Origin of the sequence: Pseudomonas sp. QE6, from assembly GCF_041379005.1 — a bacterium.
Classification (GTDB): domain Bacteria; phylum Pseudomonadota; class Gammaproteobacteria; order Pseudomonadales; family Pseudomonadaceae; genus Pseudomonas.
Map to the genome: position 1 here is coordinate 1,750,486 of NZ_CP166873.1, position 15,921 is coordinate 1,766,406.

General features: G+C 60.3%; 11 protein-coding genes. All 11 read left to right on the plus strand.

What is annotated here, in order from left to right; genetic code table 11:
* The first annotated feature begins 175 nt into the window (after positions 1 to 175).
* The gene (gene rpoB, locus ACAW63_RS07975; RefSeq protein WP_275609981.1) at positions 176 to 4,249 is read left to right on the plus strand and encodes a DNA-directed RNA polymerase subunit beta; all 4,074 of its coding nucleotides are present in this window, start codon (positions 176 to 178) and stop codon (positions 4,247 to 4,249) included.
* A gap of 66 nt (positions 4,250 to 4,315) precedes the next feature.
* Positions 4,316 to 8,515, plus strand: a complete 4,200-nt coding sequence (gene rpoC / locus ACAW63_RS07980; RefSeq protein ID WP_371232894.1) for a DNA-directed RNA polymerase subunit beta' — start codon at positions 4,316 to 4,318, stop codon at positions 8,513 to 8,515.
* 154 nt (positions 8,516 to 8,669) lie between these two features.
* Complete coding sequence (gene rpsL / locus ACAW63_RS07985) at positions 8,670 to 9,041, plus strand: 30S ribosomal protein S12 (RefSeq protein ID WP_015475317.1); 372 nt, start codon at positions 8,670 to 8,672, stop codon at positions 9,039 to 9,041.
* Between the two features lie 84 nt (positions 9,042 to 9,125).
* Positions 9,126 to 9,596 carry a 30S ribosomal protein S7 gene (gene rpsG, locus ACAW63_RS07990; protein ID WP_275609983.1) on the plus strand — a complete coding sequence of 157 codons (471 nt, stop codon included), beginning with the start codon at positions 9,126 to 9,128 and terminating at the stop codon, positions 9,594 to 9,596.
* Between the two features lie 30 nt (positions 9,597 to 9,626).
* On the plus strand, positions 9,627 to 11,756 hold the full coding sequence (fusA, locus tag ACAW63_RS07995) for an elongation factor G (protein ID WP_275609984.1): 2,130 nt from the start codon (positions 9,627 to 9,629) through the stop codon (positions 11,754 to 11,756).
* A gap of 30 nt (positions 11,757 to 11,786) precedes the next feature.
* The gene (tuf, locus tag ACAW63_RS08000) at positions 11,787 to 12,980 is read left to right on the plus strand and encodes an elongation factor Tu (RefSeq protein WP_152219891.1); all 1,194 of its coding nucleotides are present in this window, start codon (positions 11,787 to 11,789) and stop codon (positions 12,978 to 12,980) included.
* 155 nt (positions 12,981 to 13,135) lie between these two features.
* Entirely contained in the window at positions 13,136 to 13,447 is a 312-nt protein-coding gene (rpsJ, locus tag ACAW63_RS08005; protein ID WP_003243886.1) for a 30S ribosomal protein S10, read from the plus strand.
* A gap of 82 nt (positions 13,448 to 13,529) precedes the next feature.
* The gene (gene rplC, locus ACAW63_RS08010) at positions 13,530 to 14,165 is read left to right on the plus strand and encodes a 50S ribosomal protein L3 (protein ID WP_275609985.1); all 636 of its coding nucleotides are present in this window, start codon (positions 13,530 to 13,532) and stop codon (positions 14,163 to 14,165) included.
* Positions 14,166 to 14,179: 14 nt separating this feature from the next.
* On the plus strand, positions 14,180 to 14,782 hold the full coding sequence (gene rplD / locus ACAW63_RS08015) for a 50S ribosomal protein L4 (protein WP_017521904.1): 603 nt from the start codon (positions 14,180 to 14,182) through the stop codon (positions 14,780 to 14,782).
* Positions 14,779 to 15,078, plus strand: a complete 300-nt coding sequence (gene rplW / locus ACAW63_RS08020; protein ID WP_015475322.1) for a 50S ribosomal protein L23 — start codon at positions 14,779 to 14,781, stop codon at positions 15,076 to 15,078. The genes rplD and rplW overlap by 4 nt, the downstream gene beginning before the upstream one ends.
* An 11-nt stretch (positions 15,079 to 15,089) precedes the next feature.
* Positions 15,090 to 15,911, plus strand: coding sequence for a 50S ribosomal protein L2 (gene rplB, locus ACAW63_RS08025; RefSeq protein ID WP_024767388.1), 822 nt, complete (start codon positions 15,090 to 15,092; stop codon positions 15,909 to 15,911).
* Positions 15,912 to 15,921: the final 10 nt, after the last annotated feature.

Here is a 15,921-nt window from a genome sequence, read left to right on the forward strand (position 1 = left end):
GCTGGTGGCAATTGCCACCGGCCTTTTTCCGTTATGGGTGGGGTGCCGTGGGTGCCCCTCCATAACGCGAAAATCCCGCCCGAGTGGCGGCGCAAACCTAGGGTTTGCACGATTTTTGGGCTGCTCCCTGCGAGGGAGAGGCCAATCAAGCAGGTGACCAAGCTGGGGAACGCTGATGGCTTACTCATACACTGAGAAAAAACGTATCCGCAAGGACTTTAGCAAGTTGCCGGACGTCATGGATGTGCCGTATTTGCTGGCCATCCAGCTGGATTCCTATCGCGAATTCCTGCAGGCCGGCGCGAGCAAGGACCAGGTTCGAGACATCGGCCTGCATGCGGCCTTCAAGTCCGTTTTCCCGATTATCAGCTATTCCGGCAATGCTGCCCTGGAATACGTCGGCTACCGTCTGGGTGAGCCGGCATTCGACGTCAAGGAATGCGTGCTGCGCGGTGTGACCTTCGCCGTCCCGCTGCGTGTGAAAGTGCGCCTGATCATTTTCGACAAAGAATCGTCGAACAAAGCGATCAAGGACATCAAGGAACAGGAAGTCTACATGGGGGAAATCCCCCTGATGACCGAGAACGGTACCTTCATCATCAACGGTACCGAGCGCGTCATCGTTTCCCAGCTGCACCGTTCCCCGGGTGTGTTCTTCGACCACGACCGTGGCAAGACCCACAGCTCCGGCAAGCTGCTGTACTCCGCTCGCATCATCCCCTACCGCGGTTCCTGGCTGGACTTCGAGTTCGATCCGAAGGACTGCGTGTTCGTCCGTATCGACCGTCGCCGCAAGCTGCCGGCGTCCGTCCTGCTGCGTGCGCTGAACTACAGCACCGAGGAAATCCTCAACGCGTTCTATGACACCAACGTCTTCCAGATCAAGGGCGAGACCCTGAACCTGGAGCTGGTGCCGTCGCGTCTGCGTGGCGAGATCGCCAGCTTCGACATCAAGGATGCCAGCGGCAAGGTCATCGTCGAAGCCGGTCGTCGTATCACCGCGCGCCACATCAACCAGCTCGAGAAGGCTGGTATCACCCAGCTGGAAGTGCCGTTCGACTACCTGATTGGCCGTACCGTGGCCAAGGCCGTCGTGCACCCGGCTACCGGCGAGATCATCGCCGAGTGCAACACCGAGCTGACCGTCGACGCCCTGGCCAAGATCGCCAAGGCCCAGGTCGTGCGTCTGGAAACCCTGTACACCAACGACATCGACTGCGGTCCGTTCATCTCCGACACGCTGAAGATCGACTCCACCAGCAACCAACTGGAAGCGCTGGTCGAGATCTATCGCATGATGCGTCCTGGCGAGCCGCCGACCAAGGAAGCTGCCGAGACCCTGTTCGGCAACCTGTTCTTCAGCGCCGAGCGTTACGACCTGTCGGCCGTTGGCCGCATGAAGTTCAACCGTCGTATCGGTCGCACCGAGATCGAAGGTCCGGGCGTACTGAGCAAGGAAGACATCGTCGAGGTCCTCAAGACCCTGGTTGCCATCCGTAACGGTAAAGGCATCGTCGACGACATCGACCACCTGGGTAACCGTCGTGTCCGTTGCGTCGGCGAAATGGCCGAGAACCAGTTCCGCGTTGGCCTGGTGCGTGTAGAGCGCGCGGTCAAGGAACGTCTGTCGATGGCCGAAAGCGAAGGCCTGATGCCGCAGGACCTGATCAACGCCAAGCCGGTGGCTGCCGCGATCAAGGAGTTCTTCGGTTCCAGCCAGCTGTCGCAGTTCATGGACCAGAACAACCCGCTCTCCGAGATCACCCACAAGCGCCGCGTCTCCGCACTCGGGCCGGGTGGTCTGACCCGCGAGCGCGCGGGCTTCGAGGTTCGTGACGTACACCCGACCCATTACGGCCGCGTGTGCCCGATCGAAACCCCTGAAGGTCCGAACATCGGTCTGATCAACTCCCTGGCCACCTACGCCCGCACCAACAAGTACGGCTTCCTGGAAAGCCCGTACCGCGTGGTGAAGGAAGGTCTGGTCACCGACGACATCGTCTTCCTCTCCGCGATCGAAGAAGCTGACCACGTCATCGCTCAGGCGTCCGCGACCCTGAACGAAAAAGGCCAGCTGATCGACGAACTGGTCGCCGTACGTCACCTGAACGAATTCACTGTGAAGGCGCCGGAAGACGTCACCCTCATGGACGTTTCGCCGAAGCAGGTCGTTTCCGTCGCTGCCTCGCTGATTCCGTTCCTCGAGCACGACGACGCCAACCGTGCACTCATGGGTTCGAACATGCAGCGTCAGGCTGTACCGACCCTGCGCGCCGACAAGCCGCTGGTAGGTACCGGCATGGAGCGCAACGTCGCCCGTGACTCCGGTGTCTGCGTGGTGGCTCGCCGTGGCGGCGTGATCGACTCCGTCGATGCCAGCCGTATCGTGGTGCGCGTGAACGACGACGAAGTCGAGACTGGCGAAGCCGGCGTCGACATCTACAACCTGACCAAGTACACCCGTTCCAACCAGAACACCTGCATCAACCAGCGTCCGCTGGTGCAGAAGGGTGACAAGGTTTCGCGCAGCGACATCCTGGCCGACGGTCCGTCCACCGACATGGGTGAACTGGCTCTGGGTCAGAACATGCGCGTAGCGTTCATGCCCTGGAACGGCTTCAACTTCGAAGACTCCATCTGCCTGTCCGAGCGCGTGGTCCAGGAAGATCGTTTCACCACGATCCACATCCAGGAACTGACCTGCGTTGCCCGTGACACCAAGCTCGGCCCAGAAGAGATCACCGCGGACATCCCGAACGTGGGTGAGGCTGCGCTGAACAAGCTGGACGAAGCCGGTATCGTCTACGTCGGCGCCGAAGTGCAGGCCGGCGACATCCTGGTCGGCAAGGTCACCCCGAAAGGCGAGACCCAGCTGACTCCGGAAGAGAAGCTGCTGCGCGCGATCTTCGGTGAGAAGGCGTCCGACGTGAAGGACACTTCCCTGCGCGTGCCGACCGGCACCAAGGGCACCGTCATCGACGTACAGGTCTTCACCCGTGATGGCGTAGAGCGCGACAGCCGCGCCCTGTCCATCGAGAAGATGCAGCTGGACGAGATCCGCAAGGACCTGAACGAAGAGTTCCGCATCGTCGAAGGCGCGACCTTCGAGCGTCTGCGTTCTGCCCTGGTCGGTGCCAAGGCCGACGGCGGTCCTGCCCTGAAGAAAGGCGCAGAGATCACCGACGAGTACCTGGACGGCCTCGAGCGCGGCCAGTGGTTCAAGCTGCGCATGGCGGAAGACGCTCTGAACGAGCAGCTGGAGAAGGCCCAGGCCTACATCAGCGACCGCCGTCAGATGCTGGACGACAAGTTCGAAGACAAGAAGCGCAAGCTGCAGCAGGGCGACGACCTGGCTCCGGGCGTACTGAAGATCGTCAAGGTCTACCTGGCCATCAAGCGCCGCATCCAGCCGGGCGACAAGATGGCGGGCCGCCACGGTAACAAGGGTGTGGTCTCCGTGATCATGCCGGTCGAAGACATGCCGCACGACGCCAACGGTACTCCGGTCGATATCGTCCTGAACCCACTGGGCGTACCGTCGCGTATGAACGTCGGTCAGATCCTCGAAACCCACCTGGGCCTCGCGGCCAAGGGGCTGGGCGAGAAGATCAACCGCATGCTCGAAGAGCAGCGCAAGATCGCCGAACTGCGTGCCTTCCTGAACGAGATCTACAACGAGATCGGCGGCCGCCAGGAAAACCTGGACGAGCTGAACGATAACGAGATCATCGCTCTGGCCAACAACCTCAAGGGCGGCGTGCCCATGGCTACCCCGGTGTTCGACGGTGCCAAGGAACGCGAGATCAAGGCCATGCTGAAGCTGGCCGATCTGCCGGAGAGCGGCCAGATGCGTCTGTTCGATGGCCGCACCGGCAACCAGTTCGAGCGTACGACCACCGTTGGTTACATGTACATGCTCAAGCTGAACCACCTGGTCGATGACAAGATGCACGCACGTTCCACCGGCTCCTACAGCCTGGTTACCCAGCAGCCGCTGGGTGGTAAGGCGCAGTTCGGTGGCCAGCGTTTCGGGGAGATGGAGGTCTGGGCGCTGGAAGCCTACGGTGCCGCCTACACCCTGCAGGAAATGCTGACCGTGAAGTCGGACGACGTGAACGGCCGTACCAAGATGTACAAGAACATCGTGGACGGGGATCACCGCATGGAGGCCGGCATGCCCGAGTCCTTCAACGTGCTGATCAAAGAGATCCGCTCGCTCGGCATCGATATCGAACTGGAAACCGAATAACACGTGACGTCAGAACGGTGCGGCTGGTCAAGGCTAGTCGCACCGGGTCCGTGAGGAGGAAAGGCCTTGAAAGACTTGCTCAATCTGTTGAAAAACCAGGGTCAAATCGAGGAGTTCGATGCCATCCGTATTGGTCTGGCCTCGCCCGAGATGATTCGTTCCTGGTCCTTCGGCGAAGTTAAGAAGCCGGAGACCATCAACTACCGTACCTTCAAGCCGGAGCGCGATGGCCTGTTCTGCGCCAAGATCTTCGGCCCGGTGAAGGACTACGAGTGCCTGTGCGGTAAGTACAAGCGCCTCAAGCACCGCGGTGTGATCTGCGAGAAGTGCGGCGTTGAAGTCGCCCTGGCCAAGGTGCGCCGTGAGCGCATGGGCCACATCGAACTGGCCTCGCCGGTCGCCCACATCTGGTTCCTGAAGTCCCTGCCGTCCCGTATCGGCCTGCTGCTGGACATGACCCTGCGTGACATCGAACGCGTGCTCTACTTCGAGAGCTACGTGGTGATCGATCCGGGCATGACCACCCTGGAGAAGGGCCAGCTGCTGAACGACGAGCAGTACTTCGAAGCTCTCGAAGAGTTCGGTGACGACTTCGACGCCCGCATGGGTGCTGAAGCCGTTCGCGAGCTGCTCAACGCTATCGATCTGGAGCACGAGATCGGCCGCCTGCGCGAAGAGATTCCGCAGACCAACTCGGAAACCAAGATCAAGAAGCTGTCCAAGCGCCTGAAGCTGATGGAAGCCTTCCAGGGCTCCGGCAACCATCCCGAGTGGATGGTGCTGACCGTCCTGCCGGTGCTGCCGCCGGACCTGCGTCCGCTGGTTCCGCTGGATGGCGGCCGCTTCGCGACTTCGGATCTGAACGATCTGTATCGCCGCGTGATCAACCGTAACAACCGTCTGAAGCGCCTGCTCGACCTGGCCGCTCCGGACATCATCGTGCGCAACGAAAAGCGCATGCTGCAGGAAGCCGTCGACGCCCTGCTGGACAACGGCCGTCGCGGCCGTGCCATCACCGGCTCGAACAAGCGCCCGCTGAAGTCCCTGGCCGACATGATCAAGGGCAAGCAGGGTCGCTTCCGTCAGAACCTGCTCGGTAAGCGCGTGGACTACTCCGGCCGTTCGGTAATTACCGTAGGTCCGACCCTGCGTCTGCACCAGTGCGGTCTGCCGAAGAAAATGGCCCTGGAACTGTTCAAGCCGTTCATCTTCGGCAAGCTGGAAGGTCGTGGCATGGCCACCACCATCAAGGCCGCCAAGAAGATGGTCGAGCGCGAGCTGCCGGAAGTGTGGGACGTTCTCGCCGAGGTGATCCGCGAGCATCCCGTACTGCTGAACCGTGCGCCGACCCTGCACCGTCTGGGCATCCAGGCGTTCGAACCGGTACTGATCGAAGGTAAGGCCATTCAGCTGCACCCGCTGGTCTGCGCCGCGTACAACGCCGACTTCGACGGTGACCAGATGGCCGTGCACGTCCCGCTGACCCTCGAGGCTCAGCTGGAAGCGCGCGCGCTGATGATGTCCACCAACAACATCCTGTCGCCCGCCAACGGCGAGCCGATCATCGTTCCGTCGCAGGACGTGGTAATGGGTCTGTACTACATGACCCGTGAAGCGATCAACGCGAAGGGCGAGGGCATGGCTTTCGCAGACCTGCAGGAAGTTGACCGCGCGTACCGCAGCGGCCAGGTGTCCCTGCACGCCCGCGTGAAAGTGCGCATCAACGAGAAGATCAAGAACGAAGACGGCAGCCTGACCGCCAACACCCGCATCGTCGACTCCACCGTCGGCCGTGCGCTGCTGTTCCAGGTTGTCCCGGCCGGCCTGCCCTTCGACGTGGTCAACCAGTCGATGAAGAAGAAGGCGATCTCCAAGCTGATCAACCACTGCTACCGCGTGGTGGGTCTGAAGGACACCGTCATCTTCGCTGACCAGCTGATGTACACCGGCTTCGCCTACTCGACCATCTCCGGTGTGTCGATCGGCGTGAACGACTTCGTCATCCCGGACGAAAAGGCCCGCATCATCGATGCCGCCACCGAGGAAGTGAAGGAGATCGAGAGCCAGTACGCCTCCGGCCTGGTAACCCAGGGCGAGAAGTACAACAAGGTGATCGACCTCTGGTCCAAGGCCAACGACGAAGTGTCCAAGGCGATGATGGCCAACCTCTCGAAAGAGAAGGTGACCGATCGCGAGGGCAAGCAGGTCGACCAGGAGTCCTTCAACTCCATGTACATGATGGCGGACTCCGGTGCGCGGGGTTCCGCGGCCCAGATCCGTCAGCTGGCCGGTATGCGTGGCCTGATGGCCAAGCCGGACGGCTCCATCATCGAGACCCCGATCACCGCGAACTTCCGTGAAGGCCTGAACGTACTCCAGTACTTCATCTCCACTCACGGTGCTCGTAAAGGTCTGGCGGATACCGCACTGAAGACCGCGAACTCCGGTTACCTGACCCGTCGTCTCGTCGACGTGGCCCAGGACCTGGTCGTGACCGAAATCGATTGCGGTACCGAACACGGCCTGCTGATGTCCCCGCACATCGAAGGCGGCGACGTGGTCGAGCCCCTGGGCGAGCGCGTGCTCGGCCGTGTGGTGGCCCGCGACGTGTTCAAGCCGGGCAGCGACGAAGTCATCGTCGAGGCTGGCACCCTGATCGACGAGAAGTGGGTCGACTTCCTCGAGCAGATGAGCGTCGACGAGGTACTGGTTCGCTCGCCGATCACCTGCGAAACCCGCCATGGCATCTGCTCGAAGTGCTACGGCCGCGATCTGGCCCGTGGTCACCGCGTGAACATCGGTGAGGCTGTCGGTGTTATCGCCGCCCAGTCGATCGGTGAGCCGGGTACCCAGCTGACCATGCGTACCTTCCACATCGGTGGTGCGGCCAGCCGTACTTCCGCCGTGGACAACGTACAGGTCAAGAACGGCGGCACCATTCGCCTGCACAACCTGAAGCACGTAGAGCGTGCCGACGGCGCGCTGGTGGCGGTTTCCCGTTCCGGTGAGCTGGCGGTCGCCGACGACTTCGGTCGTGAGCGCGAGCGCTACAAGCTGCCGTACGGTGCGGTGATTTCCGTGAAGGAAGGTGACAAGGTCGACCCGGGCGCCATCGTCGCCAAGTGGGACCCGCACACCCACCCGATCGTCACCGAGATGGACGGCACCGTGGCCTTCGTGGGCATGGAAGAGGGCATCACCATCAAGCGCCAGACCGACGAACTGACCGGTCTGACCAACATCGAGGTGATGGATCCGAAGGATCGTCCGGCTGCCGGCAAGGACATCCGTCCGGCCGTGAAGCTGATCGACGCCGCTGGCAAGGATCTGCTGCTGCCGGGTACCGACGTACCGGCCCAGTACTTCCTGCCGGCGAACGCCCTGGTCAACCTCAACGATGGCGCGAAAGTGCGTATCGGTGACGTTATCGCGCGTATTCCGCAGGAAACCTCGAAGACCCGCGACATCACCGGTGGTCTGCCGCGCGTTGCCGACCTGTTCGAAGCTCGTCGTCCGAAAGAGCCTTCGATCCTGGCGGAAATCAGCGGCACCATCTCCTTCGGCAAGGAAACCAAGGGCAAGCGCCGCCTGGTCATCACTCCCACCGACGGCAGCGATCCGTACGAGGAGCTGATTCCGAAGTGGCGTCACCTGAACGTGTTCGAAGGTGAACAGGTAAGCCGTGGCGAAGTGATCTCCGACGGCCCGAGCAACCCGCACGACATCCTGCGTCTGCTGGGCGTCAGCTCGCTGGCCAAGTACATCGTCAACGAGATCCAGGACGTGTACCGTCTGCAGGGCGTGAAGATCAACGACAAGCACATCGAGACCATCCTGCGCCAGATGCTGCGCAAGGTCGAAGTGGCCGAGTCGGGCGATTCGTCCTTCATCAAGGGCGACCAGGTCGAACTGGTCCAGGTGCTGGAGGAGAACGAAGTACTGGCTACCCAGGACAAGTTCCCGGCCAAGTACGAGCGCGTCCTGCTGGGTATCACCAAGGCCTCGCTGTCCACCGAGTCGTTCATCTCGGCGGCTTCCTTCCAGGAGACCACCCGCGTCCTCACCGAGGCGGCGGTCACCGGCAAGCGCGACTTCCTGCGCGGCCTGAAGGAAAACGTGGTCGTGGGTCGTCTGATCCCGGCAGGTACCGGCCTTGCTTACCACAGCGAGCGCAAGCGTCAGCGCGACCTCGGCAAACCGCAGCGCGTCAGCGCGAGCGAAGCCGAAGCTGCACTGGCCGAAGCGCTCAATCTGAGCGGTAACTAAGCCTCAAACAAAGCCCCGGTTGTCTTGACAACCGGGGCTTTGTCTTGACGGTGTACAGGAAGCTCATTAGTATCTTGTACCCCGAAAATTGGCAGGGCTCATGCTCTGCCCATTTTCGTTTTTAAGTGTCGTAAGACAATCAGTGGAGCTATAGATGGCAACTATCAACCAGCTGGTGCGCAAACCGCGCAAGCGCCTGGTAGACAAGAGCGGCGTTCCTGCCCTGCAGAACTGCCCTCAGCGTCGCGGCGTATGCACCCGCGTATACACCACCACCCCGAAGAAGCCGAACTCCGCACTGCGTAAAGTGTGCCGTGTTCGTCTGACCAACGGTTTCGAGGTTTCCTCGTACATCGGTGGTGAAGGTCACAACCTGCAAGAGCACAGCGTAGTGCTGATCCGCGGCGGTCGTGTAAAGGACCTCCCGGGTGTGCGTTACCACACCGTGCGCGGTTCGCTGGATACCTCCGGCGTCAAAGACCGTAAGCAGGGTCGTTCCAAGTACGGCGCCAAGCGTCCGAAGTAATTTTGTTTTCCTATTTGCTGAGTCGATAAGAGTAAGGTCGGGCCTGGTCCCGAGCTAACCTGAAGACCGTTTGAGGGCTTATCAATGCCAAGACGTCGTGTAGCGGCCAAACGTGAGATCCTGGCCGATCCGAAATACGGAAGCCAGATTCTGGCCAAGTTCATGAACCACGTGATGGAAAGCGGCAAGAAAGCCGTTGCCGAGCGTATCGTTTACGGTGCTCTGGACAAGGTCAAAGAGCGCAGTAAAGGTGACCCCCTGGAACTCTTCGAAAAAGCACTCGACGCCATCGCTCCGCTGGTCGAAGTGAAGTCCCGCCGTGTCGGCGGTGCTACCTACCAGGTTCCGGTCGAAGTACGCCCGTCCCGTCGTAATGCACTGGCCATGCGTTGGCTGGTGGACTTCGCCCGCAAGCGTGGCGAGAAGTCCATGGCCCTGCGCCTGGCAGGCGAGCTGCTGGATGCCGCTGAAGGCAAAGGCGCTGCCGTCAAGAAGCGTGAAGACGTGCACCGTATGGCTGAAGCCAACAAAGCGTTCTCGCACTACCGCTTCTAATTACGGCATCAATACTTCTGCGAGGGCTTTATGGCTCGTAATACAGCAATCAACCGCTACCGGAACATTGGTATCTGCGCCCACGTTGACGCGGGCAAGACCACCACTACCGAGCGGATCCTGTTCTACACAGGTCTCAGCCACAAGATGGGTGAGGTACACGACGGCGCTGCTACCACCGACTGGATGGTGCAGGAGCAGGAGCGTGGTATCACCATTACTTCCGCTGCGATCACCACCTTCTGGGAAGGTTCGCGCGGCCAGTACGACAAGTACCGCGTAAACGTCATCGACACCCCCGGCCACGTAGACTTCACCATTGAAGTTGAGCGCTCCCTGCGCGTACTGGACGGCGCCGTCGTTGTGTTCTGCGGCACCTCCGGCGTTGAGCCGCAGTCCGAAACCGTATGGCGTCAGGCCAACAAGTACGGTGTTCCGCGTATCGTTTACGTGAACAAGATGGACCGCGCTGGCGCCAACTTCCTGCGCGTCGTCGGTCAGATCAAGAACCGTCTGGGCCACACCCCGGTTCCGGTTCAGCTGGCCATCGGTGCAGAAGATGACTTCCAGGGTCAGATCGACCTGATGAAGATGAAGGCCATCTACTGGAACGAAGACGACAAGGGCACCTCTTACCGTGAGGAAGAGATCCCTGCCGAGCTGGTCGATCTGGCCAACGAATGGCGCAACAACATGGTCGAGGCTGCTGCCGAGGCCAACGAAGAGCTGATGAACAAGTACCTGGAAGAGGGCGAGCTGTCGATCGAAGACATCAAGGCCGGCCTGCGTCAGCGTACTATCGCCTGCGAAATCGTTCCGGCTGTCTGCGGCTCCTCCTTCAAGAACAAGGGCGTGCCCCTGGTTCTCGACGCCGTTATCGACTTCCTGCCTGCTCCGACCGAGATTCCGGCGATTCAGGGCGTCCACCCGGACAGCACTGATGACAACGAAATCCACGACGAGCGTCCGGCTGACGACAACGCTCCGTTCTCCGCTCTGGCGTTCAAGATCGCTACCGACCCGTTCGTAGGTACTCTGACCTTCGTTCGCGTCTACTCGGGTGTTCTGGAGTCCGGCCAGTCGGTCGTCAACTCCGTCAAGGGCAAGAAAGAGCGCGTTGGTCGTATGGTGCAGATGCACGCCAACCAGCGTGACGAGATCAAAGAAGTGCGCGCTGGCGACATCGCGGCTCTGATCGGCATGAAGGACGTCACCACCGGTGACACCCTGTGCGACATCGAGAAGCCGATCATCCTCGAGCGTATGGACTTCCCGGAGCCGGTAATCTCGGTAGCTGTAGAGCCGAAGACCAAGGCTGACCAGGAGAAGATGGGTATCGCCCTCGGCAAGCTGGCCCAGGAAGACCCGTCGTTCCGCGTCAAGACCGACGAAGAAACCGGCCAGACCATCATCTCCGGTATGGGTGAGCTGCACCTGGACATCCTCGTCGACCGCATGAAGCGCGAGTTCGGCGTCGAGGCCAACATCGGCAAGCCGCAGGTTTCCTACCGTGAAACCATCTCCAAGGACAACGTAGAGATCGAAGGCAAGTTCGTTCGCCAGTCCGGCGGTCGCGGCCAGTTCGGTCACTGCTGGATCCGCTTCTCGACTCCGGATGTGGACGAGAAGGGCAACATCACCGAAGGTCTGGTATTCACCAACGAAGTCGTGGGCGGTGTGGTTCCGAAGGAATACATCCCGGCGATCCAGAAGGGTATCGAAGAGCAGATGAAGAACGGCGTTGTTGCCGGCTATCCGCTCATCGGCCTGAAGGCTACCGTGTTCGATGGTTCCTACCACGACGTCGACTCCAACGAGATGGCGTTCAAGATCGCTGCTTCCATGGCGACCAAGCAACTGGCCCAGAAGGGTGGTGGTAAGGTGCTTGAGCCGATCATGAAGGTAGAGGTGGTGACTCCTGAGGACTACATGGGCGATGTGATGGGTGACCTGAACCGTCGTCGTGGTCTGATTCAGGGGATGGAAGACTCGGTCTCCGGTAAGGTGATTCGTGCCGAGGTTCCGCTGGGCGAAATGTTCGGTTACGCAACCGACGTGCGTTCCATGTCCCAGGGTCGCGCAAGCTACTCTATGGAATTCTCCAAGTACGCCGAGGCTCCGTCGAACATCGTCGAAGCTCTCGTTAAAAAACAAGCTTGATTCAGCCCTTTAAGTACGAGGTTTACTGTCGTGGCTAAGGAAAAATTCGAACGTAACAAACCGCACGTCAACGTTGGCACCATCGGTCACGTTGACCACGGTAAAACCACTCTGACCGCTGCTCTGACCAAGGTCTGCTCCGAGACCTGGGGTGGCTCCGCTCGCGCTTTCGACCAGATCGACAACGCGCCGGAAGAGAAGGCTCGTGGTATCACCATCAACACCTCTCACGTTGAATACGATTCGCCCGTTCGCCACTACGCGCACGTAGACTGCCCGGGCCACGCCGACTACGTGAAGAACATGATCACCGGTGCTGCCCAGATGGACGGCGCGATCCTGGTTTGCTCGGCTGCTGACGGCCCCATGCCGCAGACCCGCGAGCACATCCTGCTGTCCCGTCAGGTGGGCGTTCCTTACATTGTCGTGTTCCTGAACAAGGCCGACATGGTTGACGACGCCGAGCTGCTGGAACTGGTCGAGATGGAAGTTCGCGACCTGCTGAACACCTACGACTTCCCGGGTGATGACACCCCGATCGTCGTTGGTTCCGCTCTGATGGCTCTGAACGGCCAGGACGACAACGAGATGGGTGTTTCCGCCGTGCGCAAGCTGGTAGAGACCCTGGACTCCTACATCCCTGAGCCGGTTCGTGCAATCGACCAGCCGTTCCTGATGCCGATCGAAGACGTGTTCTCGATCTCCGGTCGTGGCACCGTGGTAACCGGTCGTGTTGAGCGCGGCATCGTCAAGGTTCAGGAAGAAGTGGAAATCGTCGGCATCAAGGCGACCACCAAGACCACCTGCACCGGCGTTGAAATGTTCCGCAAGCTGCTCGACGAAGGTCGTGCTGGTGAGAACGTCGGCGTCCTGCTGCGCGGCACCAAGCGTGAAGACGTAGAGCGTGGCCAGGTTCTGGCCAAGCCGGGCACCATCAAGCCGCACACCAAGTTCGAGTGCGAAGTGTACGTGCTGTCCAAGGAAGAAGGTGGTCGTCACACCCCGTTCTTCAAGGGCTACCGTCCGCAGTTCTACTTCCGTACCACCGACGTGACCGGCAACTGCGAACTGCCGGAAGGCGTTGAGATGGTAATGCCGGGCGACAACGTGAAGATGGTTGTCACCCTGATCGCTCCGATCGCCATGGAAGATGGCCTGCGCTTCGCGATTCGCGAAGGCGGCCGTACCGTTGGCGCCGGCGTGGTTGCCAAGATCATCGAGTAATCGCTGATCCGCTCCAGAAAAAGGGACCCCTCGGGGTCCCTTTTTCATTGAGTTGGTTAAATATTGACACCCCCAAGGTGCATCCGTACAATTGCGCCTCCTTTTAACGGGCGGAGTCCGTCCGTTGGGAATGGCAACTTGGAGTCTGAGGTCAAATGCAAAATCAACAAATCCGTATTCGGTTGAAGGCTTTTGACCATCGCCTGATCGACCAATCTACCCAGGAAATCGTGGAAACCGCGAAACGTACTGGCGCTCAGGTGCGTGGTCCGATTCCTCTGCCGACCCGCAAGGAACGTTACACCGTGCTGATTTCCCCGCACGTCAACAAGGACGCTCGTGACCAGTACGAAATTCGTACCCACAAGCGTGTTCTCGACATCGTTCAGCCGACCGACAAAACCGTCGACGCGCTGATGAAGCTCGACCTTGCTGCTGGCGTCGAAGTACAGATCAGCCTCGGCTAATGCCTTCGGCATTGGTCGTGTAACGCTCTGAAATGGGCGGCCATAGCGGGTGAAAGCCCCGTACACTAAAGAGGTTCTAAAGATGACAATTGGTGTTGTCGGTCGTAAGTGCGGCATGACCCGCATTTTCACCGAAGATGGTGTCTCCATTCCGGTCACGGTCATTGAGGTCGAGCCGAATCGCGTCACCCAGTTCAAGAACGAAGAGAGCGATGGCTACCGCGCGGTCCAGGTGACTGTCGGCGAGCGTCGTGCTTCCCGTGTGACCAAGGCGCAAGCCGGTCACTTCGCCAAGGCGAATGTCGCCGCCGGTCGCGGCGTGTGGGAATTCCGTCTGGACGAGGAAGCCTACAACGCCGGTGATGCAATCACCGTCGAGCTGTTCCAGGCTGGCCAGCTGGTAGACGTTACCGGCGAGTCCAAGGGTAAAGGCTTTGCCGGTACCATCAAGCGCTGGAACTTCCGTGGTCAAGATAACACCCACGGTAACTCCGTTTCCCACCGCGTCCCGGGTTCCATCGGCCAGTGCCAGACTCCTGGTCGAGTGTTCAAGGGCAAGAAAATGTCCGGCCACCTGGGTGCTGAGCGTGTAACCGTTCAATCCCTGGAAGTCGTACGTGTCGATGCAGAGCGCAATCTGCTGCTGGTCAAAGGTGCCGTTCCCGGCGCTACCGGTGGTGATGTGCTGGTGCGTCCGGCAGCCAAGGCTCGCGGTTAAGAGAGGAAGCTGAGATGCAACTGAATGTAAATGGCGCTCAGGCGATCGAAGTTTCCGAGCGTACCTTTGGCAGCGAATTCAACGAGACTCTGGTTCACCAGGCTGTCGTCGCCTACATGGCTGGCGGTCGTCAGGGCACCAAGGCTCAGAAGACTCGTTCCGAAGTCTCCGGCGGTGGCAAGAAGCCGTGGCGTCAGAAGGGCACCGGTCGTGCTCGTGCTGGCACCATCCGCAGTCCCATCTGGCGTGGCGGTGGCGCGACCTTCGCAGCCAAGCCCCAGGATCACTCCCAGAAGCTCAACAAGAAGATGTACCGCGCTGCTCTGCGCTCCATCCTCTCCGAGCTGGTTCGTCTGGATCGTCTGGTTGTCGTTGCCGACTTCGCTGTCGACGCACCGAAGACCAAGGGTCTGGTCAGCAAGCTGGAAGGCCTGGGCCTGAAAGATGTACTGATCGTCACCGAAGGCGTCGATGAGAACCTGTACCTGGCAGCTCGCAACCTGGCCCACGTCGACGTACGTGACGTCCAGGCTTCCGATCCGGTCAGCCTCATTGCCTACGACAAGGTGCTGGTCACCGTGTCTGCCGTGAAGAAGTTCGAGGAGCTGCTGGCATGAACCAGGAACGCGTATTCAAGGTGCTGCTGGGCCCGCATATCTCCGAGAAGGCCACCGGCCTGGCGGACGGCAACAGCCAATTCGTTTTCAAGGTTGCCACTGATGCAACCAAGCTGGAAATCAAGAAGGCCGTAGAAAGCCTGTTCGGCGTGAAAGTACGTCGCGTCACCACCCTGAACGTTCAGGGCAAGACCAAGCGTACCGTTCGCGGCCTGGGCAAGCGTAACGACTGGAAAAAAGCGTACATCGCTCTCCAGCCGGGCCAGGATCTCGATTTCGCAGCTGGCGCTGAGTAAAGGGGTGCATCATGGCAATCGTTAAATGCAAACCGACTTCCGCTGGTCGTCGTTTCGTCGTCAAGGTAGTGAACCAGGACCTGCACAAAGGTGCTCCGTTCGCTCCCCTGCTCGAGAAGAAGTCCAAGTCGGGCGGCCGTAACAACAACGGTCGTATCACCACTCGTCATATCGGTGGTGGCCACAAGCAGCACTATCGTCTGGTCGACTTCCGCCGCAACAAGGATGGCATCCCTGCCATCGTTGAGCGCGTCGAATACGATCCGAACCGTACTGCTCACATCGCTCTGCTGAAATACGCGGACGGCGAGCGTCGCTACATCATCGCCCCGAAAGGTGTGGTGGCTGGTGATCAACTGATCTCCGGTATCGGCGCTCCGATCAAGGCCGGCAACAACATGCCGCTGCGCAATATCCCGGTGGGTAGCACCATCCACGGTATCGAGCTGAAGCCTGGCAAAGGCGCTCAGATCGCTCGCTCCGCTGGCGCTTCGGCTCAGCTGGTTGCCCGTGAAGGTGCCTACGTAACCGTGCGTCTGCGCTCCGGCGAGATGCGCAAAGTCCTGGCTGACTGCCGTGCGACCCTGGGTGAAGTCTCGAACTCCGAGCACAGCCTGCGTTCGCTGGGTAAAGCTGGTGCCAAGCGCTGGCGTGGCGTTCGCCCGACCGTTCGTGGTGTTGCCATGAACCCGGTCGACCACCCGCATGGTGGTGGTGAAGGTCGTACCTCTGCTGGTCGTCATCCGGTATCGCCGTGGGGTCTTCAGACCAAGGGTAAGAAGACTCGCGCGAACAAGCGTACCGACAACATGATCGTCCGTCGCCGCAAGTAAATAGAGGGAT

Coding starts and splice junctions, on each gene's coding strand:
- rpsL (WP_015475317.1), top strand. CDS start 8,670: ATGGCAACTATCAACCAGCTGGTGCGCAAACCGCGCAAGCGCCTGGTA.
- fusA (WP_275609984.1), top strand. CDS start 9,627: ATGGCTCGTAATACAGCAATCAACCGCTACCGGAACATTGGTATCTGC.
- rplB (WP_024767388.1), top strand. CDS start 15,090: ATGGCAATCGTTAAATGCAAACCGACTTCCGCTGGTCGTCGTTTCGTC.
- rplD (WP_017521904.1), top strand. CDS start 14,180: ATGCAACTGAATGTAAATGGCGCTCAGGCGATCGAAGTTTCCGAGCGT.
- rpsJ (WP_003243886.1), top strand. CDS start 13,136: ATGCAAAATCAACAAATCCGTATTCGGTTGAAGGCTTTTGACCATCGC.
- rplC (WP_275609985.1), top strand. CDS start 13,530: ATGACAATTGGTGTTGTCGGTCGTAAGTGCGGCATGACCCGCATTTTC.
- rplW (WP_015475322.1), top strand. CDS start 14,779: ATGAACCAGGAACGCGTATTCAAGGTGCTGCTGGGCCCGCATATCTCC.
- rpsG (WP_275609983.1), top strand. CDS start 9,126: ATGCCAAGACGTCGTGTAGCGGCCAAACGTGAGATCCTGGCCGATCCG.
- rpoB (WP_275609981.1), top strand. CDS start 176: ATGGCTTACTCATACACTGAGAAAAAACGTATCCGCAAGGACTTTAGC.